The organism is Halosegnis longus, from assembly GCF_009663395.1.
GTDB classification, from domain to species: domain Archaea; phylum Halobacteriota; class Halobacteria; order Halobacteriales; family Haloarculaceae; genus Halosegnis; species Halosegnis longus.
On record NZ_QKNW01000001.1, the window covers coordinates 2028389 to 2055116 of the forward strand.

Here is a 26728-nt window from a genome sequence, read left to right on the forward strand (position 1 = left end):
ACGCGGACAATGGCTGAGCCACGCGTCCCCGGCGGTCGCGGCGAGGTGTTAGAGCTACCGTGTGGCGAGGACAAGCCCGTCTACGACCTCGACATGGGACTGCGTGAGTTCGAGTGCGACTGCGGGGAGATCCACGCCGTCGTGGTCGACGTGCACCCCCTCTCGCGGTTCGTCCCGGAGTCGCTCGCCGACGTGCTACGGGGCGCAATCGAGACGAGTTCGGGCGCGGCATTTTCGATGACACACCTGATGGGGGTCGTTCTGGAGGAGTTTCCCGAGCAGGTGGTCGCCGCCGACGTGAGCGACGACGGCGAGGTGGGGTACGCGATGGTGTGGGTGACGGACTTCGACTCCCGGCGGCTCCACGCCGTCGTCGTCGAGCTCGTCGTGGAGCTGATGGAACACGCTATCAGCCACGCCGACGACGAGAGCGCGATTTCGAACTTCGAAGAGCAGATGCACGAGTTCGACGTGGACGAGTTCGTGGCGGCGTACCGGCGGGACCGCGAGTTCGCCAGCGAACACGACTCGCCCGCGTAGCGTCCGACGCTGACAGACACTCCGCGCCCGCTTCGTCCCCGGATTCCACGCAGGGGCCGTCAGACGCCTGTCTGACAGGGGTATAAGCCGTTGGCGTGGTATCTACACACATGCGCATACACCGGGGTGAGTTCGACCAGATCCGCCGCATCGTCGCGAAGAGCGACGCCGACCAGCCGCTGACGGCGAACGAAATCCTCGCACTGCTGGAGGCGCACGGCGAGGAGTTCGACAGCGCCCACCGCGTCGCGACGGTGCTCGGCCGGGAGGCGCAACGCGACTCCGGGGTCGAGGTCGTCCGCGACCAGCCGTACCGCTACCGGTTCACCAACTGCTGATTGTCCGTTTCCGCCTCGCAGTGACGGAGAGCCGAGGGTCTCGCGCTTTTGAGTACGAAACGCGGAATACAGTTGCGAAATTCGTAGTGATTCGCCGGGCTTATTACGATGTGCGAACTTCGTCGTCGTAATGAGCGACGAGACCGAGGACAGAACCATCCTCCTCATCGGCAGTGGACCGATACAGATTGGACAGGCCGCCGAGTTCGACTACTCCGGTGCGCAGGCGTGTCGCGCACTCCAGGAGGAGGGCGCGCGGGTCGTCCTCGTCAACTCGAATCCGGCCACCATCATGACGGACTCCGAGATGGCCGACAAGGTGTACGTCGAACCCATCACCGTCGAGGCGATTTCGGAGATTATCGCGACCGAACAGCCCGACGGCGTCATCGCCGGGCTCGGCGGCCAGACCGGGCTGAACGTCACCGCTGAACTCGCCGAAGAGGGCGTCCTCGACGAGTACGACGTGGAGATTATGGGCACGCCGCTGGACACCATCTACGCGACCGAGGACCGCGACCTCTTCCGCCAGCGCATGGAGGCCATCGGCCAGCCGGTCCCGCAGTCGACGACCATCGAGCTGGACGAGGGCGAATCCGTGACCGACCTCACGACCGGGGGGCTGCAGGACCGCGTCGACGCGGCGGTCGAGGCGGTCGGCGGGCTGCCGGTCATCTCGCGTACCACCTACACGCTCGGCGGCTCCGGCTCCGGCGTCGTGGACGACATCAACGAGCTGTACGAGCGCGTCCGCAAGGGGCTGCGCCTCTCGCGCAACTCCGAGGTGCTCATCACCGAGTCCATCTCCGGGTGGGTCGAGTTGGAGTACGAGGTGATGCGCGACGCCGACGACTCCTGTATCATCATCTGCAACATGGAGAACATCGACCCGATGGGTATCCACACCGGGGAGTCGACGGTGGTCACGCCCTCGCAGGTCATCCCGGACGAGGGCCACCAGGAGATGCGCGACGCCGCGCTCGGCGTCATCCGCGAACTCGGGATTCAGGGCGGCTGTAACATCCAGTTCGCGTGGCACGACGACGGCACCCCCGGCGGCGAGTACCGCGTCGTCGAGGTGAACCCTCGCGTCTCCCGCTCCTCTGCGCTCGCCTCGAAGGCGACCGGCTACCCGATTGCCCGCGTCACCGCGAAGGTCGCCCTCGGGAAGCGGCTCCACGAAATCGACAACGAGATCACCGGCGAGACGACCGCCGCCTTCGAGCCGGCAATCGACTACGTCGTCACGAAGGTGCCGCGCTGGCCCATCGACAAGTTCGGCGACGTGGAGTTCGAGCTGTCGACGGCGATGAAATCCACCGGCGAGGCGATGTCCATCGGGCGCACCTTCGAGGAGTCGCTGTTGAAGGCGCTGCGCTCCTCGGAGTACGACCCGGCGGTCGACTTCGCGACGGTGGACGACGAAACCCTCGAAACGGAGTATCTGACCAAGCCGACGCCGGACCGCCCGTACGCGCTGTTCGAGGCGTTCTATCGCGGCTACGACACCGACGAACTCGTCGCGCTGACCGACATCCACGAGTGGTACGTCGAGCGCTTCGGCAACGTCGCGACGGCGGCGAAGAAGGCGATGGAGGGCGACACCGACGCCGCCACCGCCATCGGCTTCACGAACCAGGAGGCGACGGCGCTCGCCGGCGGGGAGTTCAACGACACCCACGCCTCGTGGCTGCCGGCCGCGCTCCACGTCGAGACCGGCGACGAACCCGACGAGGTTGCCGCCGACGGTGCGGGTGCCGGCGCGAAGGTCGAGACCGTCGAGGAGACGGCCATCGACCGCCGTTTCAAGCAGGTGGACACTTGTGCTGGGGAGTTTGCCGCATCGACCCCGTACTACTACTCGGCGCGTGAACCCCTCTCGGAGATCTCCCGCGAGGAGGTGAAGGTCGACACCGACGCCGAGAGCGTCGTCGTGGTCGGCGGCGGCCCCATCCGAATCGGACAGGGCGTCGAGTTCGACTACTGTGCCGTCCACGCCGTGCGCGCCCTCCGCGAGCAGGGGCTCGACGCGCACGTCGTCAACAACAACCCCGAGACGGTGTCGACGGATTACGACACCTCCGACGGGCTGTTCTTCGAGCCGGTCACGGCAGAGGAGGTCGCCGACGCCGTAGAGGCGACGAACGCCGACGGCGTGATGGTGCAGTTCGGCGGGCAAACGTCGGTGAACGTCGGCGAGCCGCTCGAACGCGAACTCGACCGTCGCGGCCTCGACTGTGAGATTCTCGGCACGAGCATCGAGGCGATGGACCTCGCGGAGGACCGCGACCGGTTCAACGTCCTGATGGACGAGATGGGCATCGCACAGCCGGAAGGCGGCACGGCGACCTCCGAGGACGAAGCCTTGGACCTCGCCGACGACCTCGGCTACCCGGTGCTCGTGCGCCCGTCGTACGTGCTCGGCGGCCGCGCGATGGACGTGGTCTACTCCGACGCGGAGCTGAAGGAGTACATCGAGGAGGCGGTGCGCGTCTCACCCGACAAGCCGATTCTCGTCGACGAGTTCCTCGCCGACGCCGTGGAACTCGACGTGGACGCCGTCGCCGACGGCGAGGACGTGCTCATCGGCGGCGTGATGGAACACGTCGAGTCCGCGGGTGTCCACTCGGGCGACTCGGCGTGCATGATTCCGCCCCGCTCCCTGTCGGCCGAAACCCTCGAACGCGTACGCGAGGTGACCGAGGATATCGCCACCGCGCTCGACACCGTCGGTCTGCTGAACGTTCAGCTCGCGGTTCGCGACGGCGAGGTGTACGTGCTGGAGGCGAATCCGCGCTCCTCGCGGACGGTTCCGTTCGTCTCGAAGGCGACCGGCGTCCCGATTGCGAAGCTCGCGGCGAAGGTGATGGCCGGCGCGTCGCTCGCCGACCTCGGCGTCCACGAGCAGGTGCCGGAACACGTCTCCGTGAAGGAGGTCGTCCTGCCGTTCGACCGCCTGCCCGGTTCGGATCCGCGTCTCGGCCCCGAGATGAAGTCCACGGGCGAGGTCATGGGAACCGCTCGCTCGTTCGGGAAGGCGTATCTGAAGGCGCAAGACGCCACCGGCAAGCCGATTCCGACGGAGGGCACCGCACTGCTCGACATCGAGACGCTGCGCGGGCTCTCACAGAAGAACGAGGACCTCTCGGACATCGAGGAGAGTCTCGCGCGCAACTTCGAGGTGACCACGCCCGACGACTACGACGACCTCGCGAGCGCGGTCCAGCGCGGCGAACTCGACTTGATCTGTTCGCGCGACCGCGACCTGCTCGAAACCGCGGTCGAAGAAGAGATTACGTACTTCTCCACGGTGCCGAGTGCCCGCGCCGCGATGGAAGCCATCGAGACAAAAGACGAACCGCTCGACGTGCTCGCCCTGTCGGAGCGTCCGACAGAGCGCCGCGATTGGGGGACGTTGTAACCGTAGCCTGGGGGCCGATGTTAGCTCGCGCGCCGCGCGAGCAGGCCGACGCCGAGTAGCCCGGCAACCGCGCCGACGGCGGTGAAGCCGGGTTGGCCGGCTGCGGTCGTTCCGTCCGGACCGCCCGGACTCGCCGTCACTTCGAGCCCGTCGAGCGACGTGTTCGCGCTCCAGCGGAGCGTCCCGGCCACGTCAGCGTCGGGCGTCGGCATCGCCGAGAGCCGGTAGCCGTCGGGTGCTGTCACGACGAACTCCCGGTCCGGACTGTAGTCGCTGGCGAACGGCTCCGCGAGCGTCAACTGCTCGCCGTCGACCGCCGCGAGATTCGTCCACGTCGCGGAGAGTTCGACCACGCCGGTGTCAGACTCCGTCCGCACGGTCGCGGCCGCGTCCGTTATCTCCATCTGCCGTCCCGTCTCCTCGCTGGCCGACGACGCGACGCCGGCGAGTCGACTCGCGAACGAGTCGCGCATCTCGTTGACCTCCGTCTGGTTCGCCTGCAGCGTCTCGAACGCCTCGCGCTCGCTGTTCGTCGTCAAATCGAACGTTACTCGCAGCGTCACCTCGGCGTCGCCGTCGGCCGCGAGGTCGACGACGAACGCCTCACCGGGATGGGAGTCGGCCGCCGCGGTGCCTGCGCCGCTCGCGACGACCGCGACGACCAACACGGCGAGACCGGCTCGCCGCAGCGCGGTTCCGACTGTGGTGTCACGGCTCACTGTTCCGTCTGGGTCGCTGTTTCGGTTTCCTCGTCGGCTTCCGTCTCGTCGTCCTCCTCGTCCTCGTCGTCGTCCTCTTCATCCTCTTCGTCATCTTCGTCCTCGTCTTCGGTCTCTTCTTCGTCCTCGTCGTCATCGCCCGCGTTCGCGTGGTCCGGCGGTCCGTTTTCGCCGTCCTCGTCACGCTCGGGGGCGCGGTCGCTTCGATTATTCTCGCCCTCGCCGCGGTCGTCCTCCTCGTCCTCGTCGTCTGCATCATCGTCGCTGTGACCGGGCGCCTCGTCGCTGCGGCCGCGGTCGCCGTTGTCACCAGCGTGTGGCCCCTCCGTCATCGAGAGGGTCCCGTCGGTGAGTTCGTACTCGAACTCCGCCTCGAACTCGCCTTTCACGATTTCGACTTCGAGCGACTCCGTGCCGTTCGGCACGGCAAAGGAGACGGTGCCGTTCGCGTCGGTCGTGCCGACCTGTTCGTCGTTCGCGTAGACGGACGCGCCGGCCACGCCGCTGCCCTCGTACTGGACCGTCGCGGTGACCGTGTCGCCGTCGAGCGTCGCGTCCGCGGTCAGGTTCCGGTACACCTCGTCGTCGTCCTCGCCGAGCTCGAACTCGAGTTCACCCTCGCCGGCTTCGAGTTCGACCTCGCCGCGCTCGGGGAGCGTCACCGACACGGTGCCGTCCGCGTCGGTCGTACCGACCGATTCGCCGTTGAGCGTCACCGTCACGTTCGACGCCGGCTCGCCGTCTGCCAGCGCGCGGACGGTGATGGTGCTGTTCGGTGCGATGTCGCCCTCGGTGACGACGAGCGCGAGCTCGCGTTCCTCCTCCTCGTCGTCCTCGCTCTCGTCGTCGTCACCGCGCTCGCCGGCTTCCTCGGGCGGGCCGCGTCCGGGGTTCTCCTCGCTCGCCTCGTTGGCGTTGCCCGGACCTTTCTGCCGCGTGTTGGATTCCAGCTCAACGACCGTGCCCGCGGAGCCGTCGACGGTCACGCTGGCCTGTCCGACGGTCGTGTTCGTGTTCACGTGGAAGCGGAACTCGTAGGTGCCGTCCTCGCTGTCGATGCGGCTGTTCACGAGCCGCCACTGCTGGTCGACCGGCGGCAGCGCGTCGCGTGCGGTGTCGAGTGCCGCGCTCTGATTGACGGTCAGGTTCGCGGACTCGTCGCCCGGCCGATTCAGCTCGCGCGACTGCTCGCCGTCCTCGCTTTCCACCTCGATGGAGAGTCCGTTCGCCGATTCGATTTCGACCTCGCCCTCGCTCTCGCCGGTGAACTGCTGGAGCAGCGCCGACGCGCCCGCGCCGCTGACGCCGTCGAGGTCATCGACCGCGCCGTTGAGCGCGGACTGATTGAATCCCGCCGCGCGGAGTTCGAGCCCCGAGAAGGCGTTCGAACGCTCCGACAGCGCCTCGTAGGAGGCGAGCACGTTCGACGCCCGAGAGTTCAGCGTCGCGATGCGCTGTGCGTACTCGGATTTCGTCAGCTCGCCCTCCTCGTAGGCCTCGGTGGCTGTCTCGTACGCCTCAGCGATGCGGTTTGCACGCTCTTCGAGCGCGGCTGCTCGGTTCGCGAGTGCCTGTGCACGCGCTTCCTCGCTCGCGTTATCGTACTCTACCTCGAACTCGGTCTCTTCGACCTCGCTCTGTACGTCGTCGCTCGTCACCGCCAGCACCGTCGAGAGCTGCTGGCCGGTCGTGACGTTGACGCTGCTGTTGTCGTCCTGTTGCAGTTCGGTCAGTTGGTCTGTGGTCGATGCCTCCGACGGGGTCACTGCCCCAACGCCGCCCACGGCACCCGCGGTGAGTGCGAGTGTCGCGAGCAGTATCGCGGTCAGTTTGCGAACCATATCTCCCCCGAGTAGCGCTACCCATATCAACCGGGTCGACGCTGGCGGCGATTTGCGGTCGATTTCGGACCTTTGCAGACGCTTGCAGACGGTTGTACCCCGTCGCCTGCTGTCGATTTTGCTAACCTATCAACGAGGCGTTGTTTCCCTGCGTGCGTCTCAAGATATTTATCCCGGACGTTAGTATCTCGCCCATGAGACGGCTGGTCGTCGTGGCGACGCTCCTGCTCGTGGCCAGCACCATTGTCGTCGGGGGCGTCCAGCAGACGCCCGATGCCGACAACACCGTCACGCGCATCGCGGTCCAAGCGGACGGCGACGCCGAGTGGACGGTCACCGTCCGGACGCGGCTCGAAACCGACGAAGAGCGCCGGGCGTACGAGGAGTTCCAGTCGCGGTTCAGGGAGAACACCTCCGAGTACGTCTCGCCGTTCCGCACCCGCATCGAGGGCGTCGTCGCGTCGGGTGCGAACGCGACAGGCCGGGAGATGCGCGCGCAAAACGTCACGGCCGCGACCGACATCCGCCAACTGCCCCGCCGGTGGGGCGTCGTCACCTACTCGTTCACGTGGACGCAGTTTGCAGCGACTGACGGGGAGAGCCTCGCCGCCGGTGACGTGTTCGCGGGCGGCTTCTTCATCGGCGAGAACGACACGCTCGTCGTCACGACGCCGCCGGAGTACACGCTCGCGAGCGTCGAGCCGACCCCCGACAGCCGCGACGACGGGACGGTCCGGTGGCGCGGGCAACGCGACTTTGCCGACAGCCGCCCGGCACTCCGATTCGACCCCGTCCCCGGAGGGACGACAGCACCGGCCGACACCGGTGACGGACTGCCACTTACGGCGCTTGCAGGACTATTCGCCTTCGCTGTCGCAGCACTCGGCGTCGGCGCGTATCTGTACTACGGGAGAGACGAGACGGCTGGGGGCGAGCCGTCGGGAGCCGAGCAACAGAACTCGGAGCCGGCACTGAATGGCGGGCCGGACCAAGCGTCAGGAGCAGCGGCGGCCGCGTCGGACCCGACGCTCACGGACGGTGAGCGCGTCGAGCAGTTGCTCGCAGACAACGACGGCCGGCTGAAACAGGGCGACATCGCGGAGGCGTTCGGGTGGTCGGCCTCGAAGACCTCTCGCGTGGTCTCACAGCTATCCGACGAAGACCGGGTAGAGAAGTTGCGTATCGGGCGCGAGAACGTCGTCTCGCTGCCCGAAGAGTAGATTACGCCGTCAGCTCGGCGTCCTCGGCGAGCGCGAGCACGTCGTCGAAGAAGTCGAGCGAGTCGTTCGGCCCGGGGTTCGCCTCGGGGTGGTACTGGCGCGTAATCACGTCGAGGTCGTCGCTCTCCAGCCCCTCGGGGGTGTCGTCGTTGACGTTCACCTGCGTGACTTCGAGCCGGCCGGGTTCGGAGACGGTGTAGCCGTGGTTCTGCGTCGTCATGACGACGCGGCCCGAACGGAGGTCGCGCACCGGCTGATTGACGCCGCGGTGACCGAAGTCCATCTTCTCGGTCTCGCCGTCGAGCGCGCCGGCGATGACCTGCTGGCCCAGACAGATGCCCGCGAGCGGCACCTCGCCGACGAACTCCTCGACGAGCGCGTGGGCGGCGGTGAAGTTCTCCGGGTCGCCCGGTCCGTTCGAGATGAACAGGATGTCAGGATCGAGATGTTCCACGTCGGCGGCCGTCGCATCGTACGGGAGGATGTCGACGACGGCGCCGCGCTCGACGAGCGACGAGGTGATGGAGCCTTTCGCGCCACAGTCCACGAGCGCGACGTGTGGACCGTCGCCGTTCGGGTTGTGCGTGTGTCGCTCCGCGACGGAGACCTGCTGGCCGATGTCGGTGTGTTCGCTCATCCCTTTACACTCCGAGAGCTCCGCGCGGGCGGCTTCCTCGGTGGCGTCGGGACCAGCGGCGATACCGCACTTCATCGCGCCCTCCTCGCGGATGCCGGTGACGAGGTCGCGGGTGTCGAGGTGGTCGATAGCCGGGACGTCCTCCTCGGTGAGCCACTCGGCCACGTCGTCGGTGAGTTCGCGCGCGACCACCGCACGCGGGTGGACGCGGTCGGACTCGAACCGCTCCTCGCGGACGCCGTAGTTCCCGATGAGCGGGTACGAGAAGGTGAGCACCTGCTCCTCGTAGGAGGGGTCGGTCAGCGACTCCTCGTAGCCGGTGTATGCGGTCGTGAAGACGAGTTCTCCGCGGGTGGTCCCCGGTGCGCGACTGCGGGCCTCCACCACACGGCCACCCTCCAGCGCGACGTATGCCGTTTCCATTACGAGACTCGTACTCTCGCGCCGTTGTTAATCGTTCGGTTCGAAGCCAAGCTACGAAATTCGCAACCGTCAAGTGTTGCCGGTCGAACTCTCACATCTCAATGGATGACCTCGACCGGTCGATACTGAACATCCTGCGGCGAGACGCACGCACCCCCTACACCGAGATTGCAGAGCGGGTCGGCACCTCCGAGGGGACCGTCCGCAACCGCGTGGAACGAATGTTGGAGGAGGGCGCTATCGAGCGGTTCACCGTCGCCACCCGCACGGGGAACGTGAAGGCGATGGTCGAGGTCGGGGTCGCCGTCGACGTGGACACCCGCGCCGTCTCGGAGTCGATGGCCGACTGGGACGCCGTCGACTACGTCTGGCAGGTGTCCGGCGACGAAGACATCGTTCTCGTGGTCGACGCGACCGACACCAGCGCCCTGAACCAACTCATCACCAAGGCGCGGGAACTCGACGACGTGGTCTCGACCAAGACGCGGCTCATCCTCAACGAACGGCTCGGCTGACCGACACCGTTAATCGCGTCCTGAACGTTCAGTCAGCCATGAGCGCGATACGGACGGCGGGGTTGACGAAACGGTACGGCGAGACCGTGGCCGTCGACGACCTCTCCGTCACCGTGGAGTCGGGGGAGGTGTTCGGCATGCTGGGGCCGAACGGGGCCGGCAAGTCGACACTCATCGGGATGTTGTGCACCCTCGCGACGCCGACCGACGGCGACGCGACGGTCAACGGCTTCGATATTCGCAGCGAGCGCGACGCCGTCCGTGACAGCATCGGCGTCGTGTTCCAGGAGCCGGCGCTGGACGAGGAGCTCACCGCCGCCGAGAACCTCGCCTTCCACGCCCGGATGTACGGGCTGTCGCGCAGCGAGCGCAGCGAGCGAATCACCGACCTGCTCGAGCTCGTCGAACTCGCGGACGTGGCCGACGACCCCGTCGGCGAGTACTCCGGCGGGATGAAACGCCGCCTCGAAATCGCCCGCGGGCTGATTCACGAACCGGAGGTGCTCTTTCTCGATGAGCCGACGCTCGGGCTCGATGCACAGACCAGACGCGCGACGTGGCGCTACATCGAGCGCATGAACGAGGAGCGCGGCGTCACCGTCGTGTTGACGACCCACTACATGGAAGAGGCCGACCACCTCTGTGACCGGGTCGCCATCGTCGACGACGGCAACATCATCGCGCTCGACACCCCTGCGACGCTGAAGACACAGCAGGGTGGCGACATGCTCGAACTCGGGCTGGAGGGCGACGTGGCGGCGCTCACAGCGCGACTGGAAGAGACGTCGTGGGTCGAGTCCGTCACCGCCACCGACGCCGGAGTACAGGTCGCGCTCGCGGACGACCGGACGCGCGTCCCCGACGCGGTGCGGCTGGCGGACGAGACGGGCGTCGCCATCACGGCGATAGAGGTCCACCGGCCGAGTTTGGAGACGGTGTTCCTCGCGTTGACCGGGAGCACGATTGCCGAGGCCGCCGAGGGGGACCAGTGAGCCTCCTCGACCCACAGGCCGTGTACGCGCTCTGGCTGCGCGACGTGAAGCGGTTCGTCCGGACGCCCTCGCAGGTGGCTGGGACCCTCGTCTTCCCGCTGATGTTTCTCGTCTTTCTCGGGACGGGATTCAGCGACGCGACTCTCCCCGGAATACCGGCGGGCGTCGAGTATCTCCAGTATCTCGTTCCCGGCATCGTCGGCTTCACCATGCTGTTCGGTGCCTCCTTCGCCGGACTCGCCATCCTCGGCGCACAGGACACGGGCTTCCTGAAGGAGATTCTGGTCGCGCCGGTGAGCCGCACCTCCATCGTCCTCGGCTGGATTGCCGGCGGCGCGACGACCGCGCTGATTCAGGGGTCGCTCGTCTTCCTCATCGCCATCCCACTCGGCTTTCGGGTGGCGAACCCGCTTCTCTTGCCCGTCGTCGCTCTCGTCCTGCTGCTGCTCGCGGTGACGTTCGTCGGCTTCGGCGTCGCGCTCGCCTCGCAGTTCTCGGACACGCAGGGGTTTGGCCTGCTCATCCAGTTCATCGTCTTCCCCATTTTCTTCCTCTCGGGAGCGCTGTTCCCGCTGAGTGAACTGCCCGCGGTGGCCCAGTATCTCGGCCGCGTGAATCCCCTCACCTACGGCGTCGACGCGCTCCGGGGTGCACTGGTCGGGACCTCGACGTATCCGCTCGCGCTCGATGTACTCGCGCTCGGCGTGTCGGCCGCCGTGATGGTCGCCGTCGGCGCGTGGCTGTTCGGTCGCGTCGAGTCCGTCTGAACGCCGACGGCCAGTCGAAGGGTAATTAACCGCTGTTGCCGTCCCCACGCGTATGAGTACGGACTCCGACCCGACCGGCGCGGTCAACGAAGACGCCGCCCACGAGAACGCCGGCCAGGACGTCATCGCGGTCGACGCCGACGACAACGAGGAGCGACTCGTCAACCGACTCGACGCCCACACCGGCGACGGAATTCGCCACCGCGCGTTCACCTGTCTCGTCTTCGACAGCGACGGCCACGTCCTGCTGGGCCAGCGCGCGCCGGACAAGCGGCTCTGGGACACACACTGGGACGGCACCGTCGCCTCCCACCCGGTCCAGGGCCAGACGCAGAAGGAGGCCACCCGCCAGCGGCTCGAAGAGGAACTCGGCGTCACCCCCGACCAGTACGACGACCTCCGCGTGACGGACAAGTTCGAGTACAAGCGCTACTACCTCGAAGAGGGGCTCGAATGGGAGGTGTGTGCCGTCCTCAAATGTACGCTCGACGACCGGACGCTCGACCCCGACCCCGAAGAGATCGCCGGCACGATGTGGGTCCCGTACGAGCGACTCCACGAGCACCCGCGCTGGTACCGCCAGCTCCGGCTGTGTCCGTGGTTCGAGATTGCGATGCGGCGCGACTTCTAACGCCGTTCGAACGCGTCGAGAAACGCGGTCGGCTGTTCTGCGTGCGGGAGGAGGTCCGTCCCGTCGATGCTCGTGAACGACGCCCCGGCAGTGTCGGCCATCGCCCGCCCGACCTCCGGTTCGGGCATCTCTGCCTCGCTTCCCCAGATGATGGTGACGGGTACGTCAAGCTCGCCCAACTCCACTCCGAGGTCCGCATCGATATCGAGGAAGCCGGCGATGAACGACGCCGGCGCGAACCGGGCGTTCGGCTGGTGGGCAGTCTGCCAGTCGTACTCGACCCAGTCGTCGGTGACGGCGTCGGTCTCGGAGAAGCCGTGGTCGGCGAGGAACCACCGGATGGACGGCTTCGAGGTGAGCAGATTGTACAGCCCCTCCCCGAGCACGGGCGAGCGAAACAGCGACCGGACGAACGGGTGTTCCCCGGGAATCGTCGTCGGCGTCGGACAGACTAACACCAGCTCCGCGACCGGAACCTCACTCGCGGCGCGGGTCGCGTAGGCGGCCGTGAGCGAGGAGCCGACCACGACCGGCTCGTCGCTCTGCTCGCGCAGGAAGTCGGTGACGAAGGCGGTGTACAGCGACCCCGAGTAGAGCAGCGGCGGCCGCTCGGAGCCGCCGAACCCGGGGAGGTCCGGCGCGATGACGTGGTACTCCTCGGCGAGCGTCTCGACGACGTGGACGAACTCGTGGGAGGAGCCGGCGGCGTTCAGCCCGTGCAACAGGACGAGGTCCTGGTCGTCGGGGTCGCCGAGTTCGGTGTAGGCGATATCGAAGCCGCGCCAGCGGAACGTGGCCTGTTCGTGGCCCAGCGGCGGCTCGAACTCGTCGGCACGCAGCGTTCGGTTTCCGAGCAGGAGTCCGCCGACAGCGCCGGCTGCGCCAAGCGCAAGCGTTCTGGGTCGCATACCCGCAGTTGGGGCGCGATGCCGAAAAGTACCGCTGTCGCCCTACTCGCTGTTTGCCGTGTCGTCCGTCGACCCGTCGCTCGCCGCGTCACTCGCCGACTCGCCGTCCGTCGGCTCGTTGTCGTCGTCGCTTTCCGCCTCCTCGATTGCTGCCGTCGCCGCGACCTGTTCCACGTCGATGTCGTGCTCGGCGGCGACTGCCTCGATGAGTGCGCGCTGTTCGTCCACCTTGCGTTCGAGTCGGACGACACGCTGGTGGGTGTCGTCCACCTGCTCCTGTGTCGCGTCGACCTTCTCGCGCACCTCGTTCATCCGGACGTAGAGCTTCTCGGCGAGGTCAGAGAGCTGTTGTATCTTCTTTGCCGCGTTTCCGAGTCCAACCATACTCTCCCGTGTGTGGCGAGGGTGGTGACTGTTTCCCTTCGACTCTCGGCACGGTTAACTGTCGGCCGGTCCGAGTTCGCCCATGGTCTCTCTTCGCACGCCACCCACGGTGGGTATCGGTGCCGCGCTGGTCGTGCTCGGACTGCTCGCCGCGCCGTATCTCCTCATCCCCGAGGCCTCCGCGGTCGGCACGTACTACAACGCCGGGGCGGTGACGCCGCTCGTCGCCGGGCTGTTCGCGTTGGTCTCCGTCGTCGTCTTCGCCGCCGGCCGTGAGGGGCGCACCGACCCCGCGACCGCGGCCGGCGTCGCGATCGTCTTCGGCGGCTTCGCCACGCTCGTCGCCCTCGTGTGGACGCTCACCATCCCGAATCCCGCCTCGCTCGTCGGCTCGCTCGGCAGCGTGCGCGGGGCCGGCGCGACATTCTTAGAGTACCACCGCTATCTGGTGTTCCTGGCGACGACGGGCGTCGCTGTGTGTGGCGGCTGGTTCGCGCGAGAACTCGGGCTGTTGTGACTCGGCAGTCGATGACGGAATGAATGGGTGGACCCCGGCATTGCCTGGCCGTTCCAGCATGGGGAATCCCGGTTGCCTCCTCCACCCCGCGACCCCACGGGCGACAGCTGTCCGCAGGCCCGCTGCTCACTTCCGTGCCTGACGGATTACCTGCGGTCAATCGCGCCACATGCCTCCCTGCAGAGGCTGGAACGCGAACCGCTGCCCTCGTGGGACGAGGTTTCTACGTTGGCTCCCGGGGCCCACACTGGGCGGGCCAGACGCGACCGGGCTTCGGTCCCTGCTGAAGACCATACTGCAGGTGACGAGCGGGGCCTAACCGCCCGACCTAGTCCACTCGAAAGAAGCACAGTGGCCCATAAGGGCCTTTCGTTCAGCGTCAGTCGTCGCTCTCGACCAGCTGCCGGGTCGCCAGCGCGTCGGCGGCCTTGCCGCGGCCCGACACCACGCGCTGTGGGTACGGGATGGAGATGCCGGCGTCGTCGAACGCCTGTTTCACCTTCGTCACGTACTCGCCGCGCGTCCGAACGAAGTCGGCGCGCGACGGCTGGGAAATCCAGATGCGCGACTGGAGTCCGACGTACGAGTCGGCCAGTTCGGTGAGCCGGACGGACGGCTCGGGGTCGTCCAGAATCTCCGGATGTTTCTCCGCCTCGTCGATGATGATTTCGGTCGCCTTGTCGATGTCGTCCTCGTAGTCGATTCCGAAGACGAACTTGAGCCGGAGCTTGTCCTTCGCGACGGGGTTCTTGATCACCCCGTCGGTGAGCTGGCTGTTGGGAACCGTCAGCAGTTCGTTGTCGAACGTGCGGACGCGCGTGACGCGCAGGGAGATGTCCTCGACGATGCCGCGGTTGCCGTCCCACTCGATCCAGTCGCCGATGCGGAACGGCTTGTCCGTGTAGATGAACAGCCCGGCGACGAAGTTCGCGAGCACGTCCTGCATCGCGAACCCGATAGCGAGTGTCGCGGCCGCCGCGATGGTGGCGAGCGACTGGAGGAAGTTGCCGAAGCCGGCCAGCCCGAACGCGACCGCGATGGCGATGAAGACGACCACGCCGCCCACGAGCTTCTTGATGGGTCGCTTCGCGTGGGCGTCGAGGTCACGCCGGTTGAGCAGGCGGTCGGTAAACGGCCGAACCAGGAGCCGACCGAGCAGATACACCGCGATGAAGACGACGAAGAAGATGACCACCGCGCCCAGCGGATTCGCGATGGAGGCGGGGACGCCGAGTTCGGTGAGGAAGTTCGCCACCGCGGCGGGAGCCTCGGTGGGGTCCGGCGTCGTCTGCTGGAGCAGGAACATCAGTGGAACACCCCGGTGTGTCCACGCGTCTCGACGAGTTCGGCGTCGACGGCGTCGGCCAACTCCTCGGCCAACTCCTCCGTGGTCGTTCCGCCTCGGGCAGACCGGAGGAACTTCACCTTCACTAGGTCACGCTCCTGTAGCTGGGAGGCGAGTTCGTCGGCGACGGACTCGATGCCGCCTTTGCCGACGCGGACTGTCGTCTCCACGTCGTGTGCGCGCGCTTGCAGGTCCTTCGACATACCACGACTTCAACGCGGGATGCTTTGAAAGTTGCCGCCCACGGCTACCGATAGGGGTAGCGGGCGTGTGAGCCACAGTCACACGTAATCGTAATGTGGCCGTTACGGGTCCGAACCCGTGCGTTGCGCCCGGGAATCAGATACCGGTCGCAGTCGTCACAGGAGAACCGTTTCAGCCGCGTCGGCAAATCGAGCCGGTGGCGCTCGGCGACGCGGCGGGCGCGGCGGACGTACGATCGAGCACGCTCCGTCTCACCCTCGCGAGCGGCCGCGCGGGCGAGGTCGCCGAGCCGGTCGATACGGTCGGCCGCGAGCGTCGACATACCGGGCGAACGGACGCCCGCGGCTTGTCGGTTCCGGTGTTCCGGCAGTTTCAAGCCGACGCCCGGGACAGTTTCGACAAATGGCGATGCGCGTCAGCCACTACTTCGAGTGGGAGCGGGCCATCACCGGCGGACAGGCCCAGTCGGTGGCGAACCAGCGACGGATCCTCGACGACCACGGCATCGCCTACACCACGTCTCCGGACGTGTCGGCCGACATCCTCCATCTCAACAACATGGGACCGCGGTCGGTGTACCACGCGCGCCGGGCGCGACAGGCGGGGACGCCGGTCGTCGTCCACACCCACCAGACGGCCGCCGACTTCGAGAACAGCTTCGCTTTCTCGAACCTGTTGGCGAAGCCGATGGGGCCGTATCTGGAGTACGCCTACGGGCTGGCGGACGTGCTCGTCTGCCCCTCCGAGCACAACCGTGCGGTCGTCGACCGCTACACCGGCGTCCCGAAACGCGTCATCTCCAACGGCTTCGATCCGAACAAACTCGACGGCTACGACGACCCCGACCTCCGCGCCGCGTACCTCGACCGCTACGACCTCGACCCGCCGGTCGTGTTCAACGTCGCGCACGTCCTCGAACGCAAGGGGCTGGAGACGTTCGTCGAGACGGCCCGCGCCATGCCCGACATCGACTTCGTCTGGTTCGGCTATCTGAATCCGACCGGTGGCTTCTTCGGGCAGTTCCTCCAGTCGAGCGAGTCCAAGCGGCTCGTCGAGAGCGCCCCGGACAACTGCACGTTCACCGGCTACGTGGAGGACATCGCCGGCGCGTTCGCCGCGGGCGATATATTCTACTTCCCGACCCACAACGAGAACGAGGGGATGGCGCTGCTGGAGGCGATGTCCACCGGCGTCCCACCCGTCATCCGTGACATCGACACCTACGACTGGCTCGACGACGGACAGACGTGTCTCAAGGCAGATTCTGTCGACGGCTTCGGGACCGCGCTTCGAGCGCTCGTCGACGACCCCGACGAACGCGACCGCATCGGACAGAAGGCTCGGACGGAAACGGAGCGGTTCACCCTCGACACCGTCGGTGACCAGCTCGTCGCACTGTACCGCGACCTCGTTGACGGATGACTGGCGACCTCCCGGCCGTCGCGGCGTTCACCGACACCTACCTGCCGACGGTCAACGGCGCGACGTACACTATCGAGTCGTGGCGCGACCGCTGGGAGCGCCGAGGGGGCCGGATGCACGTCGTCTACCCCGCCAGCGACTACGAGCCGACGGCTCGCGAACACCCAGTCGAGAGCCTCTCGTTTCCGTTCTACGATGGACTCTACGTCAGCACCCCCCGCACGCCCCGCGGACTCTACGATATCGACATCGTCCACACGCACACGCCGTTCTCGCTCGGCATCGCGGGCTACCGGTACGCCCGCAAACACGACGTTCCACTCGTCGCCTCCTACCACACGCCGACGAGCGAGTACGTCGAGTATCTGCCCGCAGGCGTGCTTTCGGAGTCGCTCGCCTCCATTGCGTCGGGTTACGAGCGCCGATACCTCGACCGGGCCGACGCCGTCACGGTCCCGTCGGAACCCACCCGCGACCACCTCCGTGACCTCGGGGTCGACACCCCCATTACGGTCGTCCCGAACGGCATCGACACCGAGCGGTTCCGCCCGGTCGGGGCCGACGAGCGAGCCGCGTTTCGCACTCGCCACGGACTTCCCGACGGGCCGCTGGTCGGCTACACAGGTCGCCACGGCTACGAGAAGGAACTCGACGCAATCTTGGATATCGCGCCCGACATCGACGCGACGGTCGTCTTCGGCGGCGACGGACCCGCCCGCGAATCGCTCCAGCGCCGGGCGGAGGATATCGACGCCGACGTGCGATTTCTCGGCTTCCTCGACCGCGATGAACTGCCCGCGTTTTACGCCTCACTCGACGTGTTCGTCTTCCCGAGTCCGGTCGAGACGCAGGGACTCGTCGCGCTGGAGGCGAACGCCTGTGGCACGCCGGTCGTCGGCGTCGATGCCGGCGCGCTCGCCGAGACGATTGTCGGCGGCGAGACGGGGTATCACTTCGAACGCGGCGACACCGACGGGTTCCGGCAGGCGACGGAGCGTGCACTCGCCGCGAGCGAGACGCTACGGGAGGCGTGTCTCGCGCGGCGTGAAAACGTCGGCGTCGGTGCGGCCGTCGATGCGCTCGCTGACGTGTACGACTCGGTTCGGTAGCTACTCCAGCGCCTCGCCGATGCGCTCCAGTTCGCGCCGGATGTCGTGGAGTTCGTCGCGGACCTTCCGGACCTCGCGGACGAGTTCCTCGTCTGCCTTCGAGGAGCCGCCGCTCTCTCCGCCAGCGCCGGGTGCGCCGCCGGGGCCGCCACCCATGCCGCCCATGCCGCCGGGACCGCCGCCACCGCCCATCGCACCGCCCGGGCCGCCGCCCATCATGCCGCCCATCATCTGAGCGAACGGATTACCCCCCATACCGCCGGGTCCGTCACCGCCCATCATCTCCTCGAGCCGCTCCTCTCGCGAGCGGTCGTCGTCGCCTTCCTCGCGCTCGTCGGCGCGCTGTTGGCGTATCTCCTCGACGCGCTCGCGGAACGATTTCTCCTCGTCTCCCTCGCCGGACTCCTCGGGCTGTTCGTCGTCGGACATACCACCGCCTTGCTTCGCGCCCCGGATAAGGATGCTGGATGCGCGGCTACTCGAACGAGCCGAGCGACGACTGGCGCGGTCGCTCGTCGCCGTCGGTGAGTTCGTGGCCGACGAGGTCGCGCATGTCGACAGCGTACGTCGTGCCGTCGCGGTCGAGCACGAGAATCCGGCCCTGCACGCCGCGGACCGTCCCGGACGCCAGCGTCTCGTGGACCGGCTGAGCTGCGAGGTCGAGCCCGTAGTCGAATCGGAACGTCGCGAGCGGGTCGTACTCGTCGAGCAGTCCGTCCCACGCCGCCGTGTCGACCGACCGGCCGAGACTCGCGAGCTTCCGGCGAGTGCGAACCCGCTGTGTCAGGTCGCGACCGAGGCGTTCCTCCACGTCGCGGGCCGTGTCGCCGTCGGGCACCGTCTGGAGGTGCGCGCCGCGGTCTGCACCTTGCTCGCGAAGGCGCGTCTCCAGCCGGTCGTGACGGGTAATCCCGACTTTGAACACGTCGGGCGCGAAGGCGGCGAGATAGACGGCGTGGTCGCCGGTGCGGTCGCGCAGCGTCGACTCGTCGAACTGCGATTCGTGTCGTCGACAGTAGGGGGTTCGGGACTCCCGACACGGGATGTGGTGGTCGTTCTGTATCATCCCGGCGCAGTGGCGCTCGCCGAGACCGTACGCGAGTTTCCGCCCGGTCGTGAGCGCCAGCCGTTCGACCGGCCCGCCGTCTGCGAGCAAGAGGGCCGGCTCCGGGACGGGGCGGTATCCGACGACCTGCATGCGTCTCCGTTCGGCGAGACGCGCAAGTGTCTGCCGGTCGCTACTCGGCGAGCAGTTCCTGCACGCACCGCCGGACGGCGTCGTCGCTCGACTCGTCGGGCTCCCAGCCGAGCGCCGAGAGCTTCTCGATGGAGAGACGCATCCGCGGCACGTCGCCGGTCCAGCCGCGCTCCCCGCCGGTGAACGTGTACTCGGGGTCGAGTCCCATCTCGTCGGCGACGATGTCGGCGATGGTCGTCACGCTCGTCGTCGTGCGCGTGCCGAGGTTGTAGGTGTTGACCGGCGCGTCGGCGTGTTCGACGACGTGACACATCGCGTCGACGCAGTCGTCGATGTGGAGATACGACTTCTCCTGTCGCCCGTCGCCGAGGATTTCGAGTTCGTCGGGCGACTCCTCCAGCTTCTGGATGAAGTCGGGGATGACAGAGCCGAGTTGGAGCCGCGGCCCGACGATGTTGGCGAACCGGAAGTTCCACACCGTGAAGCCGTGGCTGTGTGCGAACACCGAGAGCAGTCCCTCCTCGCCGAGCTTCGAGGCACCGTAAATCGAGATGGGTTCCAGCGGCGCGAAATCCTCCGGCGTCGGGCGCGGGGCTTCGCCGTAGACGACCGACGAGGAGGTAAAGGCGATGTTCTCGACGCCGACCGCGTGCATCCGCTCGACGACCGTCTCGGTGAGTTCGTTGTTGACGCGGTACTGCTCGATGTCGTCGCGCGCCGCGTTCTTGTCGGCCGCGAAGTGAAAGACGATGTCCGTCTCGGGCGTAATCGCCTCGGTGACGGTCTCGCCGTCCGTGAGGTCACCCTCAACGACGGTGGCGTCCCCGTGCACCCAGTCGCGCTGGCTGTTGCGGAAGTCGTCGGCGACGACGACTTCGTTGTCAGCGACGAGTCGGTCAGTGAGATGGGAGCCGACGAAGCCCGCGCCGCCCGTGATGACGATTCGCTTGTCGTGGAGGTCCATATCCCACGTCGCGAGCGCGCTCCCGTAGACGTTCCGAAAGCAGGAAGCCCCGCCGCTCGCGAGTACGGGTATGAACGACTCCGAGGTCGTCGTCTGCCGGCTCAGCCACCGGCCGGGACGGGACGACCGCATGACGACACACGTGGGGCTGACGGCGCGGGCACTCGGTGCTGACCGCGTCGTCTTTCCCGACAACGCCACCGGGTCGGCCGAGACGGTCCGAGACATCACCGACCGCTTCGGCGGCCCCTTCGAGGTCGAACTCAGCGGCGAGACGAAGGCGCTCGTCCGCAACTGGGAGGGGACGGTCGCCCACCTGACGATGTACGGACTCCCGGTGCAGGACGTGGAGACGGAGCTACGCGAGGCGGTCGCGGCCGAGCCGCTGTTGGTCGTCGTCGGGGGCGAAAAGGTCCCCTTCGAGGTGTACGATCGCGCCGACTACAACGTGGCCGTGACGAACCAGCCCCACTCCGAGATTGCGGGGCTGGCCGTGTTCCTCGACAGGGTGTTCGACGGCGCGGAGCTGGCACAGTCGTGGGAGGATGCAGACCGGGTCGTCGTGCCGAAGGAGACCGGCAAGAAGGTCGTCGAACCGGACGAGTAGGGCAAACAGGTGACACCCGCAGACCCCCGACCGGTGTGTCACGCGGTCACCTGAGTCGGCCGGGGCCGGCCACAGCGCACGGGGTCGGTGTGCCGCTATCGGTGATAAACGCGGGGGGCTCCCGGAGGCTTTAAACAACTTCCTCACCCTGTTTTAGGTAATGGCGTACGATGACCTTCTGGAGAATCCAGTCATCCAAAAGTATCTCCACGAGCTCGTCGGTCCGACGGGTATGCCGGTCGCGGCGGCACCGCCCGAGGGGGAAGTGACCGACGAGGAGTTGGCCGAGGAGTTGAACCTGGAGCTGAACGCGGTGCGGCGCGCGCTGTTCATCCTCTATGAGAACGACCTCGCGAGCTACCGACGGCTCCGCGACGAGGATTCGGGGTGGCTCACCTATCTGTGGACCTTCGAGTACGAGAACATCCCCGAACAGCTCGAAGAGGAGATGCACCGACTGCTCGACGCGCTCGTCGAGCGACGCGAGTACGAACTCGAAAACGAGTTTTACCTCTGTGAGCAGGACTCGATTCGCTTCGAGTTCGGCGAGGCGATGGAGTACGGCTTCGAGTGTCCCAACTGCGGCGAACAGCTGGTCGACATGAGCAACGCGCGGCTCGTGGACGCCATGGACGAACGCATCGACTCGCTGCGCGATGAACTCCACCGCCACCCGGAGCAAGAGGCGGACGCCTGATGGTCGTTCTCGCGACGAAGCTCTACGTGGGCGGCGACGCCGGCGACCGCGCGCTCGACTCGCTCGACTCGCTGGTGGCCAACGACCTCGGCGACCTCGACGTGGAGTGGACCACCGGCCTGCGCGACGACGACTTCCCGTCGGTGACGCTCACCGGCGACGACGCTCCCGTCGCGCGCAACGTCCTCACCGAGGGGTGGGGAGCGATTACACCACACCGCGACGCCGGCGAGACGTACGTCGGGACGCTCGACTCGTGGGACGAGGACGGGTTCGTTCTCGACGCCGGCGAGCCGGTTCGTATCCCGACGGACGAACTCGGTCTCGGGGCCGGCACGCCCTCGCAGATTCGGACCCGTTACGGGCTCGTCCAGCACGTGCCGCTGCGATTCGTCGAGGGCGAGGAGGGTGAGCCGGCGCGGCTCGCCGACGCGGAACGCGACCGACTCTACGACTGGACGCGCGCCGACAACGGCCGCGTCAACGTGAACTCCGCGACGCGCGCGGAGGTGCGTGCGACCGTTAATCGGTCCGGGCACGCCGAGGACATCATCACGGTCGAGCGGCTCGGCCTGCTCGAACAGAGTATCGTTTGCCGACCGGCGACGGACCCGCCGGGACTGTTGTCGGACATCGGTCCGCATCTCCCCGCGGAGATGCTCTGTATCATTCCATGAACCGACGGCTCGCACTCGGACTCCTCGGTCTCGGCCTCCTCGCGCTCACCGCCGGGTGTACGAGCTTCCTCGGTCCCGGCGAACCGGACCCCGGCGACCTGACCGCGAACGAGACCTACGACTGGGACGCTGACGTCGATGCGAATCTCGACGTGAACAAGCGGAACGTGACCGCCGTCTTCGACATCGAGAACCGCACGGACGGGCTCGACGACTCGGACCCGACGTTCCGGTTCTACGGTCGCGGAACGCTCGCGACCGAGCAGCCACAGCGGCTCACGGCCGTCCAGTTCCAGTACGCGAACGGGACGCAGGTCGCCTTCGAGAGCGTCGACGGCGAGGCCCGTTCGGTCGTCACCTACACGAACGGAACGACGGCACAGCTTCCCGTCTTGTCCGTCGAGCGCACGAACGACCGAACCATCGTCCACCTGCCGACCAACGAGAGCGGACAGTTGGGCGTCACTCTCCCCAAGGATGGTAAGCAGGTCTCGCTGCCCGGCTACGTCGAGGGAAGCTATCAGATGCGGCTCCCCGAGAGCGCCCGCGTCGGCGTGCCGCTGCTCTCGCAGGTTCGGCCCGGAACCAGCGACCGAACGATGGCGAACGACCGACTCCTGCTCGCGTGGGAAGACGTTGACGCGCCGACGCTCGTCGTGCGCTACTACCTCCAGCGTGACCTGCTCCTGTTCGGTGGGCTCGCGGTCGGTGCGACGGTCATCGGACTCGGCGGCGCGCTCTACTACTACCGCCAACTGCGTGCGACCCAGAAGAAGCGCGAGGAGGTCGGCCTCGACATCGACATCGAGGACGACGACCGGAACCGACCCCCGCCGGGGATGGGATAGCGGCGAAGACTGAAGCCGTCGGCTGTCGAAACGCGGCCATGCGCGCTGGGATTCTAACGGTCGGCGACGAACTGCTCGCCGGCGACACCGTCGACACGAACGCGACGTGGCTCGCCGAGCAACTGACGAGTCGGGGTGTCACCGTCGAGCGAATCACCACCGTCCCCGACCGCACGGAGACGATTGCTGAACTCGTCGCCGAGTACAGCGACCGCTACGACGCGGTCGTCGTCACCGGCGGACTCGGGCCGACACACGACGACGTGACGATGGACGGTGTCGCCGCCGCCTTCGGCCGTGAACTCCAGACGAACGAGCAGGCGCTGGAGTGGCTCGAAGCAGACGGCTACAGCCGCGGCGACCTCGCGACTGGCACCGCCGACCTCCCTGCGGGGAGTGATCCGCTTCACAACGAAGCGGGCGTCGCGCCGGGATGTGTCGTAGAGAACGTCTACGTCTTCCCCGGCGTTCCCGGTGAGATGAAGGCGATGTTCGCGTCCGTGGCAGACCGGTTCGCCGGTACGATACGCCACGTCGAACACGTCACGATAGACGAACCCGAAAGCGCACTCATCGAGCGGTTCACACAGCTACGCGAGCAGTTCGGGGTGAAGGTGGGCTCGTACCCCGGCGAGATGGTCCGGGTGAAAATCGAACACGAAGACGAGTCGGTCGTTCGGGAGGCCGCCGCGTGGTTAGAAGCGAACGCGGTCGTCAGTTAACGAGCTTGTAGTACCAGCCGCCGACGAGCGCGAGTCCGCCGAGTGCGACAATCCAGCCAGCCACGTCGATGATACCGGTGTTGACCGACTCCTGAAGCAGTGTGAACATATCGGGGGCAACGACTCCGCCCGTCTTAATCAGTTCGGAGTCGCCTTTCGGTTGCGGCGAATATCTCGAACTGTTTATCCCGTCGCGGGCAAACGTACGGGTATGTCTGGCACAATCGAGCGACCGAGCATGGAGTTCGACCTGCCGAGCGAACACCGGATGATTCGCGACACCGTCCGGGACTTCTGCGAGGCCGAAATCGAACCGATTGCACAGGAAATCGAAGACGAACACCGGTTCCCACAGGAGATTTTCGACCAGCTCGCCGACCTGGATTTGATGGGCGTTCCCGTCCCCGAGGAGTACGGCGGCGCTGGCGGCGATTACCTGATGTACGCGGCCGTCGCCGAGGAGCTCGGCCGGGTCTCGGGCGCAATCGGACTCTCCTACGTCGCCCACACCTCGCTCGGACTGATGCCCATCGTGAAGTTCGGAACGGAGGCCCAGAAGGAGAAGTGGGCCAAGCCGCTCGCACGCGGGGAAGGGATGGGTGCGTGGGCGCTCACTGAGCCGTCGTCCGGCTCCGACGCCAGCGACATGGACACGATGGCAGAGAAGGACGGCGACGAGTACGTCATCAACGGGACGAAGCAGTTCATCACGAACGCGAACGTCGCCAACTCCGTGCTCGTGAAGGCGGTCACCGACCCCGATGCCGGCTACGGCGGCATCTCCACGTTCATCGTCGACCCCGAGGAGGACGACGGGTTCGAAGTCGTCGAGGTGTGGGACAAGATGGGGCTGAACGCCTCGCCCACCTGTGAACTGAAGTTCGACGACCTCCGCGTGCCCGAGGACCGCCTGCTCGGCGAGGAGGGCGACGGCTGGGAGCAGACGAAGGCGACCCTCGACGGCGGCCGCATCTCCATCGCCGCCCTGTCGACGGGCTTAGCACAAGGGGCGTTCGAGGCGGCTCGCGACTACTCCACCGACCGCGAGCAGTTCGGCTCGCCGATCTCGAAGTTCGACGCCGTCCGCGACATGGTGGTCGACATGGACCGGAAAATCGAGCGCTCGCGGCTGCTCACTCAGAAGGCGGCGACGATGTACGACGCCGGCGAGGACGTGACCCGGATGTCCGCGCTCGCGAAGCTCGACGCCTCCGAGGCCGCCCGCGAGGTCGCAGAAGACGCCGTGCAGGTCCACGGCGGCTACGGCTACACGACGGACTTCGCGCCCCAGCGGTTCTACCGCGACGCGAAGCTGATGGAAATCGGCGAGGGGACGAGCGAGATTCAGCATCTCGTCATCGGTCGCGAACTCGGTCTGTAGGACCGACGGGACTTACTTTTCGACCGCCGACGGTCGGGTATGGGAACACCGCTCGACACGCGAACCGAACAGGCCGAGGAGGTCGTGGACCGACTCTACGCCGAGTATCCAGAGCCCACGATTTCGCTCAACTTCGACTCTCGGCTCGAACTGCTCGTCGCGGTCGTGCTCTCGGCGCAGTGTACCGACGAGCGCGTGAATCAGGTGACCGACGACCTCTTCGAGAAGTACGAGTCGGCCGAGGAGTTCGCCGCGGCGAGCGAAGAGCAGTTGGCCGATGACATCTACGGCATCACCTTCCACAACAGCAAGGGCGGCTACCTGAAGGGCATCGGTGAGCAGCTAATAGAAGACCACGGCGGCGAGGTGCCGGACACGATGTCGGCGCTGACTGACCTGCCCGGCGTCGGACGCAAGACCGCGAACGTCGTCCTCCAGCACGGCCACGACCTGACTGAAGGAATCGTCGTCGACACCCACGTCCAGCGCATCTCTCGGCGACTCGGTCTCACCGAGGAGGCGACGCCGGCGAAAATCGAACAGGAGCTGATGGAGCTGATTCCCGAGTCCGACTGGAAGGAGTGTACGCATCTGTTCATCGAGTTCGGCCGCGACACCTGCACGGCCCGCAGTCCGGACTGTGACGGCTGTCTGCTCGCGGATATCTGTCCCTCCGAACGGGGCGACTCGGACATCGACCTCGCGAGCGGCGAGCCGTGGTGAAGAACTGGCGCGACGTGCGCCCGCAGGTGCTCGGCGTCCCCCGCCGGGGCGAGGAGCTACTCGTCGAGTTCTACGAGGGGCCGGACGAACAGTTCTACCGGCCACTGGGCGGCGGTATCGAGTTCGGCGAATCGAGCGACGAGGCCGTCGCCCGGGAGTTCGAGGAAGAACTCGGGGAAGCTGTCGAACCGGGTCCGGTGCTCGGCACGATAGAAAATCAGTTCCGGTGGGCCGGCGAGTCGTTTCACGAGATGACTGTCGTCCGTGCGGTGTCGTTTCGCGACGAGACGGTCTACGAGCGCGACCGGCTCACCGTCACGGAGACGGATGGCTCGCGCCGACCGGCGACGTGGGAACGACTCGATTCGTTTGACGACGAGAAACCCCTTCTACCGGCCGGTATCGAGCGGCTACTGCAGGGCGAGGAGACGCACATCGTCTCGCCGGCTACAGGTATCGAATCGCGTAGCGAGTGAGCCCGGTGAGCCAGGCGAGAATCCAGAAGAAGGTGTAGCCGAAGACGCCGATACGGAGGCGAGTGCGCCAGTGGTCCATCCGATCGCCGCCGATCTCACCGAGGAGCACGTCCTCGTCGTAGTCGTGATAGAGGTCGTGTTCCCACTTGGCCCGGAAGATGCGGACGATACCGGTGAACCCGAACGCGAGGAAGGCGTAGGCGGTGAGCCCGACGAACGCGTGGACGACGGCGTAGCCGCTGAACTGCGTGCTGTTGTTACCGAGGCCGAACAGGCGGGGAGCCATCCAGAGGAGCAGTGGAACCGTCGTGAGGGTGAGCCCGGTGACGATGTACTTCAGGTGCCACGTCAACACACCCCACGTGACCGGGTCGTTGTCGATCATGATCCACGCGCCGTAGAGGAAACACGGGAGACTCACAGTCACGGCGAGCGCGACGACAGTGGCGATAGTCCCGGTCGCGACCATACCGACACGAGGGGCGGGCCGCGCTTAAGCGGT

The 26728-nt window shown here is 66.8% G+C and carries 31 protein-coding genes and 1 other RNA gene; 19 read left to right on the forward strand and 13 right to left on the reverse strand.

The window, feature by feature from the left end; all coding sequences use genetic code 11:
* The first annotated feature begins 9 nt into the window (after positions 1-9).
* The 3 genes from DM818_RS10965 (at position 10) to carB (ending at position 4299) form a co-directional block, all read left to right on the forward strand.
* Positions 10-540 carry a DUF5815 family protein gene (locus DM818_RS10965; protein WP_123124198.1) on the forward strand — a complete coding sequence of 177 codons (531 nt, stop codon included), beginning with the start codon at positions 10-12 and terminating at the stop codon, positions 538-540.
* Positions 541-650: 110 nt separating this feature from the next.
* Positions 651-878, forward strand: a complete 228-nt coding sequence (locus DM818_RS10970) for a hypothetical protein (RefSeq protein WP_075936689.1) — start codon at positions 651-653, stop codon at positions 876-878.
* Between the two features lie 130 nt (positions 879-1008).
* On the forward strand, positions 1009-4299 hold the full coding sequence (gene carB, locus DM818_RS10975; RefSeq protein WP_153952620.1) for a carbamoyl-phosphate synthase large subunit: 3291 nt from the start codon (positions 1009-1011) through the stop codon (positions 4297-4299).
* A 20-nt stretch (positions 4300-4319) separates the two neighbouring features.
* Here the strand turns inward: carB and DM818_RS10980 are convergent, their stop codons facing one another.
* Together DM818_RS10980 and DM818_RS10985 are read right to left on the reverse strand one after the other, a co-directional pair.
* Entirely contained in the window at positions 4320-5018 is a 699-nt protein-coding gene (locus DM818_RS10980; protein ID WP_075936687.1) for a DUF7345 domain-containing protein, read from the reverse strand.
* Complete coding sequence (locus DM818_RS10985; protein WP_075936686.1) at positions 5015-6859, reverse strand: hypothetical protein; 1845 nt, start codon at positions 6857-6859, stop codon at positions 5015-5017. Before DM818_RS10985 ends, DM818_RS10980 begins: the two co-directional genes overlap by 4 nt.
* 194 nt (positions 6860-7053) lie before the next feature.
* Here DM818_RS10985 and DM818_RS10990 point away from each other — a divergent pair, with 194 nt between their 5' ends.
* Positions 7054-8079 carry a helix-turn-helix transcriptional regulator gene (locus DM818_RS10990; protein ID WP_123124197.1) on the forward strand — a complete coding sequence of 342 codons (1026 nt, stop codon included), beginning with the start codon at positions 7054-7056 and terminating at the stop codon, positions 8077-8079.
* Between the two features lies 1 nt (position 8080).
* Here the strand turns inward: DM818_RS10990 and carA are convergent, their stop codons facing one another.
* Complete coding sequence (gene carA / locus DM818_RS10995; RefSeq protein WP_123124196.1) at positions 8081-9139, reverse strand: glutamine-hydrolyzing carbamoyl-phosphate synthase small subunit; 1059 nt, start codon at positions 9137-9139, stop codon at positions 8081-8083.
* A gap of 101 nt (positions 9140-9240) precedes the next feature.
* Here carA and DM818_RS11000 point away from each other — a divergent pair, with 101 nt between their 5' ends.
* Genes DM818_RS11000 through DM818_RS11015 form a run of 4 tightly spaced genes read left to right on the forward strand, consistent with a single transcriptional unit; the run spans position 9241 to position 12044 of the window.
* The gene (locus DM818_RS11000) at positions 9241-9654 is read left to right on the forward strand and encodes an Lrp/AsnC family transcriptional regulator (protein ID WP_075936683.1); all 414 of its coding nucleotides are present in this window, start codon (positions 9241-9243) and stop codon (positions 9652-9654) included.
* A gap of 38 nt (positions 9655-9692) precedes the next feature.
* Positions 9693-10646, forward strand: a complete 954-nt coding sequence (locus DM818_RS11005; protein ID WP_123124195.1) for an ATP-binding cassette domain-containing protein — start codon at positions 9693-9695, stop codon at positions 10644-10646.
* Positions 10643-11413: an ABC transporter permease gene (locus DM818_RS11010; RefSeq protein ID WP_075936681.1), complete on the forward strand. Its 771-nt coding sequence runs from the start codon at positions 10643-10645 to the stop codon at positions 11411-11413. Before DM818_RS11005 ends, DM818_RS11010 begins: the two co-directional genes overlap by 4 nt.
* 52 nt (positions 11414-11465) lie before the next feature.
* Positions 11466-12044 carry an NUDIX hydrolase gene (locus tag DM818_RS11015; RefSeq protein WP_123124194.1) on the forward strand — a complete coding sequence of 193 codons (579 nt, stop codon included), beginning with the start codon at positions 11466-11468 and terminating at the stop codon, positions 12042-12044.
* Here the strand turns inward: DM818_RS11015 and DM818_RS11020 are convergent.
* Positions 12041-12952 (reverse strand): alpha/beta fold hydrolase, encoded by a 912-nt coding sequence (locus DM818_RS11020; protein ID WP_075936679.1) that lies wholly within the window; start codon positions 12950-12952, stop codon positions 12041-12043. The two genes, DM818_RS11015 and DM818_RS11020, sit on opposite strands and share 4 nt — an antisense overlap.
* Positions 12953-12994: 42 nt before the next feature.
* Positions 12995-13336: a DUF5798 family protein gene (locus DM818_RS11025; protein ID WP_075936678.1), complete on the reverse strand. Its 342-nt coding sequence runs from the start codon at positions 13334-13336 to the stop codon at positions 12995-12997.
* Between the two features lie 82 nt (positions 13337-13418).
* Here DM818_RS11025 and DM818_RS11030 point away from each other — a divergent pair, with 82 nt between their 5' ends.
* Positions 13419-13853 carry a DUF7548 family protein gene (locus DM818_RS11030; RefSeq protein ID WP_075936677.1) on the forward strand — a complete coding sequence of 145 codons (435 nt, stop codon included), beginning with the start codon at positions 13419-13421 and terminating at the stop codon, positions 13851-13853.
* Positions 13854-13878: 25 nt separating this feature from the next.
* Here DM818_RS11030 and ffs read toward each other — a convergent pair.
* From ffs to DM818_RS11050, 4 genes are all read right to left on the reverse strand, one after another.
* Positions 13879-14192, reverse strand: an RNA gene (gene ffs, locus DM818_RS11035) — signal recognition particle sRNA.
* Between the two features lie 40 nt (positions 14193-14232).
* Positions 14233-15159 carry a mechanosensitive ion channel family protein gene (locus DM818_RS11040; RefSeq protein WP_075936676.1) on the reverse strand — a complete coding sequence of 309 codons (927 nt, stop codon included), beginning with the start codon at positions 15157-15159 and terminating at the stop codon, positions 14233-14235.
* Positions 15159-15401, reverse strand: a complete 243-nt coding sequence (locus DM818_RS11045; RefSeq protein WP_123124193.1) for a YhbY family RNA-binding protein — start codon at positions 15399-15401, stop codon at positions 15159-15161. Before DM818_RS11045 ends, DM818_RS11040 begins: the two co-directional genes overlap by 1 nt.
* A gap of 44 nt (positions 15402-15445) precedes the next feature.
* Complete coding sequence (locus DM818_RS11050; protein WP_123124614.1) at positions 15446-15724, reverse strand: ribonuclease P protein component 4; 279 nt, start codon at positions 15722-15724, stop codon at positions 15446-15448.
* A gap of 86 nt (positions 15725-15810) precedes the next feature.
* Between DM818_RS11050 and DM818_RS11055 the strand changes: the two genes are divergently transcribed.
* Both DM818_RS11055 and DM818_RS11060 read left to right on the forward strand, forming a co-directional pair.
* Positions 15811-16824: a glycosyltransferase family 4 protein gene (locus tag DM818_RS11055; RefSeq protein ID WP_123124613.1), complete on the forward strand. Its 1014-nt coding sequence runs from the start codon at positions 15811-15813 to the stop codon at positions 16822-16824.
* Positions 16821-17933, forward strand: a complete 1113-nt coding sequence (locus DM818_RS11060) for a glycosyltransferase (RefSeq protein WP_123124192.1) — start codon at positions 16821-16823, stop codon at positions 17931-17933. Before DM818_RS11055 ends, DM818_RS11060 begins: the two co-directional genes overlap by 4 nt.
* Here the strand turns inward: DM818_RS11060 and DM818_RS11065 are convergent, their stop codons facing one another.
* From DM818_RS11065 to DM818_RS11075, 3 genes are read right to left on the reverse strand one after another with little or no spacing between them, the layout of a single operon-like run.
* The gene (locus DM818_RS11065) at positions 17934-18362 is read right to left on the reverse strand and encodes a hypothetical protein (protein WP_075936673.1); all 429 of its coding nucleotides are present in this window, start codon (positions 18360-18362) and stop codon (positions 17934-17936) included. It lies immediately after the preceding gene.
* A 46-nt stretch (positions 18363-18408) separates the two neighbouring features.
* Positions 18409-19131: a DUF2797 domain-containing protein gene (locus DM818_RS11070; RefSeq protein WP_123124191.1), complete on the reverse strand. Its 723-nt coding sequence runs from the start codon at positions 19129-19131 to the stop codon at positions 18409-18411.
* A gap of 40 nt (positions 19132-19171) precedes the next feature.
* Positions 19172-20095: an NAD-dependent epimerase/dehydratase family protein gene (locus tag DM818_RS11075; protein WP_123124190.1), complete on the reverse strand. Its 924-nt coding sequence runs from the start codon at positions 20093-20095 to the stop codon at positions 19172-19174.
* A gap of 70 nt (positions 20096-20165) precedes the next feature.
* Here DM818_RS11075 and DM818_RS11080 point away from each other — a divergent pair, with 70 nt between their 5' ends.
* From DM818_RS11080 to DM818_RS11115, 8 genes are all read left to right on the forward strand, one after another.
* Positions 20166-20702, forward strand: a complete 537-nt coding sequence (locus DM818_RS11080; protein WP_075936670.1) for a tRNA (cytidine(56)-2'-O)-methyltransferase — start codon at positions 20166-20168, stop codon at positions 20700-20702.
* Between the two features lie 160 nt (positions 20703-20862).
* Positions 20863-21399, forward strand: coding sequence for a transcription factor (locus DM818_RS11085; RefSeq protein ID WP_075936669.1), 537 nt, complete (start codon positions 20863-20865; stop codon positions 21397-21399).
* Entirely contained in the window at positions 21399-22076 is a 678-nt protein-coding gene (locus DM818_RS11090) for a DUF2110 family protein (RefSeq protein ID WP_075936668.1), read from the forward strand. Before DM818_RS11085 ends, DM818_RS11090 begins: the two co-directional genes overlap by 1 nt.
* Positions 22073-22924, forward strand: coding sequence for a DUF5803 family protein (locus DM818_RS11095; protein ID WP_075936667.1), 852 nt, complete (start codon positions 22073-22075; stop codon positions 22922-22924). The genes DM818_RS11090 and DM818_RS11095 overlap by 4 nt, the downstream gene beginning before the upstream one ends.
* A gap of 38 nt (positions 22925-22962) precedes the next feature.
* Complete coding sequence (locus tag DM818_RS11100; RefSeq protein ID WP_075936666.1) at positions 22963-23646, forward strand: competence/damage-inducible protein A; 684 nt, start codon at positions 22963-22965, stop codon at positions 23644-23646.
* A gap of 238 nt (positions 23647-23884) precedes the next feature.
* A complete protein-coding gene (locus tag DM818_RS11105; protein ID WP_075938399.1) occupies positions 23885-25027 on the forward strand; it encodes an acyl-CoA dehydrogenase family protein in 1143 nt (380 codons plus the stop codon).
* A 39-nt stretch (positions 25028-25066) separates the two neighbouring features.
* On the forward strand, positions 25067-25750 hold the full coding sequence (nth, locus tag DM818_RS11110) for an endonuclease III (RefSeq protein WP_075936665.1): 684 nt from the start codon (positions 25067-25069) through the stop codon (positions 25748-25750).
* Entirely contained in the window at positions 25747-26226 is a 480-nt protein-coding gene (locus DM818_RS11115) for an NUDIX domain-containing protein (RefSeq protein WP_158601434.1), read from the forward strand. Before nth ends, DM818_RS11115 begins: the two co-directional genes overlap by 4 nt.
* Here DM818_RS11115 and DM818_RS11120 read toward each other — a convergent pair.
* A complete protein-coding gene (locus DM818_RS11120) occupies positions 26198-26695 on the reverse strand; it encodes a DUF7321 family protein (protein WP_075936663.1) in 498 nt (165 codons plus the stop codon). The genes DM818_RS11115 and DM818_RS11120 overlap by 29 nt on opposite strands.
* Positions 26696-26728: the final 33 nt, after the last annotated feature.

What these genes read in the sequence shown, in the direction of transcription:
- DM818_RS11105 (WP_075938399.1), top strand. Translation starts at nt 23,885, where the DNA reads ATGGAGTTCGACCTGCCGAGCGAACACCGGATGATTCGCGACACCGTC.
- DM818_RS11085 (WP_075936669.1), top strand. Translation starts at nt 20,863, where the DNA reads ATGGCGTACGATGACCTTCTGGAGAATCCAGTCATCCAAAAGTATCTC.
- DM818_RS10985 (WP_075936686.1), bottom strand. Translation starts at nt 6,859, where the DNA reads ATGGTTCGCAAACTGACCGCGATACTGCTCGCGACACTCGCACTCACC.
- DM818_RS11055 (WP_123124613.1), top strand. Translation starts at nt 15,811, where the DNA reads ATGCGCGTCAGCCACTACTTCGAGTGGGAGCGGGCCATCACCGGCGGA.
- DM818_RS10965 (WP_123124198.1), top strand. Translation starts at nt 10, where the DNA reads ATGGCTGAGCCACGCGTCCCCGGCGGTCGCGGCGAGGTGTTAGAGCTA.
- DM818_RS11000 (WP_075936683.1), top strand. Translation starts at nt 9,241, where the DNA reads ATGGATGACCTCGACCGGTCGATACTGAACATCCTGCGGCGAGACGCA.
- DM818_RS11090 (WP_075936668.1), top strand. Translation starts at nt 21,399, where the DNA reads ATGGTCGTTCTCGCGACGAAGCTCTACGTGGGCGGCGACGCCGGCGAC.
- DM818_RS11025 (WP_075936678.1), bottom strand. Translation starts at nt 13,336, where the DNA reads ATGGTTGGACTCGGAAACGCGGCAAAGAAGATACAACAGCTCTCTGAC.
- DM818_RS11120 (WP_075936663.1), bottom strand. Translation starts at nt 26,695, where the DNA reads ATGGTCGCGACCGGGACTATCGCCACTGTCGTCGCGCTCGCCGTGACT.
- DM818_RS11100 (WP_075936666.1), top strand. Translation starts at nt 22,963, where the DNA reads ATGCGCGCTGGGATTCTAACGGTCGGCGACGAACTGCTCGCCGGCGAC.
- DM818_RS11005 (WP_123124195.1), top strand. Translation starts at nt 9,693, where the DNA reads ATGAGCGCGATACGGACGGCGGGGTTGACGAAACGGTACGGCGAGACC.
- carA (WP_123124196.1), bottom strand. Translation starts at nt 9,139, where the DNA reads ATGGAAACGGCATACGTCGCGCTGGAGGGTGGCCGTGTGGTGGAGGCC.
- DM818_RS11045 (WP_123124193.1), bottom strand. Translation starts at nt 15,401, where the DNA reads ATGTCGAAGGACCTGCAAGCGCGCGCACACGACGTGGAGACGACAGTC.
- DM818_RS11075 (WP_123124190.1), bottom strand. Translation starts at nt 20,095, where the DNA reads ATGGACCTCCACGACAAGCGAATCGTCATCACGGGCGGCGCGGGCTTC.
- DM818_RS11050 (WP_123124614.1), bottom strand. Translation starts at nt 15,724, where the DNA reads ATGTCGACGCTCGCGGCCGACCGTATCGACCGGCTCGGCGACCTCGCC.
- DM818_RS10990 (WP_123124197.1), top strand. Translation starts at nt 7,054, where the DNA reads ATGAGACGGCTGGTCGTCGTGGCGACGCTCCTGCTCGTGGCCAGCACC.
- DM818_RS11015 (WP_123124194.1), top strand. Translation starts at nt 11,466, where the DNA reads ATGAGTACGGACTCCGACCCGACCGGCGCGGTCAACGAAGACGCCGCC.
- DM818_RS11065 (WP_075936673.1), bottom strand. Translation starts at nt 18,362, where the DNA reads ATGTCCGACGACGAACAGCCCGAGGAGTCCGGCGAGGGAGACGAGGAG.
- DM818_RS11060 (WP_123124192.1), top strand. Translation starts at nt 16,821, where the DNA reads ATGACTGGCGACCTCCCGGCCGTCGCGGCGTTCACCGACACCTACCTG.
- nth (WP_075936665.1), top strand. Translation starts at nt 25,067, where the DNA reads ATGGGAACACCGCTCGACACGCGAACCGAACAGGCCGAGGAGGTCGTG.
- DM818_RS11040 (WP_075936676.1), bottom strand. Translation starts at nt 15,159, where the DNA reads ATGTTCCTGCTCCAGCAGACGACGCCGGACCCCACCGAGGCTCCCGCC.
- DM818_RS11030 (WP_075936677.1), top strand. Translation starts at nt 13,419, where the DNA reads ATGGTCTCTCTTCGCACGCCACCCACGGTGGGTATCGGTGCCGCGCTG.
- DM818_RS11080 (WP_075936670.1), top strand. Translation starts at nt 20,166, where the DNA reads ATGAACGACTCCGAGGTCGTCGTCTGCCGGCTCAGCCACCGGCCGGGA.
- carB (WP_153952620.1), top strand. Translation starts at nt 1,009, where the DNA reads ATGAGCGACGAGACCGAGGACAGAACCATCCTCCTCATCGGCAGTGGA.
- DM818_RS11020 (WP_075936679.1), bottom strand. Translation starts at nt 12,952, where the DNA reads ATGCGACCCAGAACGCTTGCGCTTGGCGCAGCCGGCGCTGTCGGCGGA.
- DM818_RS11095 (WP_075936667.1), top strand. Translation starts at nt 22,073, where the DNA reads ATGAACCGACGGCTCGCACTCGGACTCCTCGGTCTCGGCCTCCTCGCG.
- DM818_RS10970 (WP_075936689.1), top strand. Translation starts at nt 651, where the DNA reads ATGCGCATACACCGGGGTGAGTTCGACCAGATCCGCCGCATCGTCGCG.
- DM818_RS11070 (WP_123124191.1), bottom strand. Translation starts at nt 19,131, where the DNA reads ATGCAGGTCGTCGGATACCGCCCCGTCCCGGAGCCGGCCCTCTTGCTC.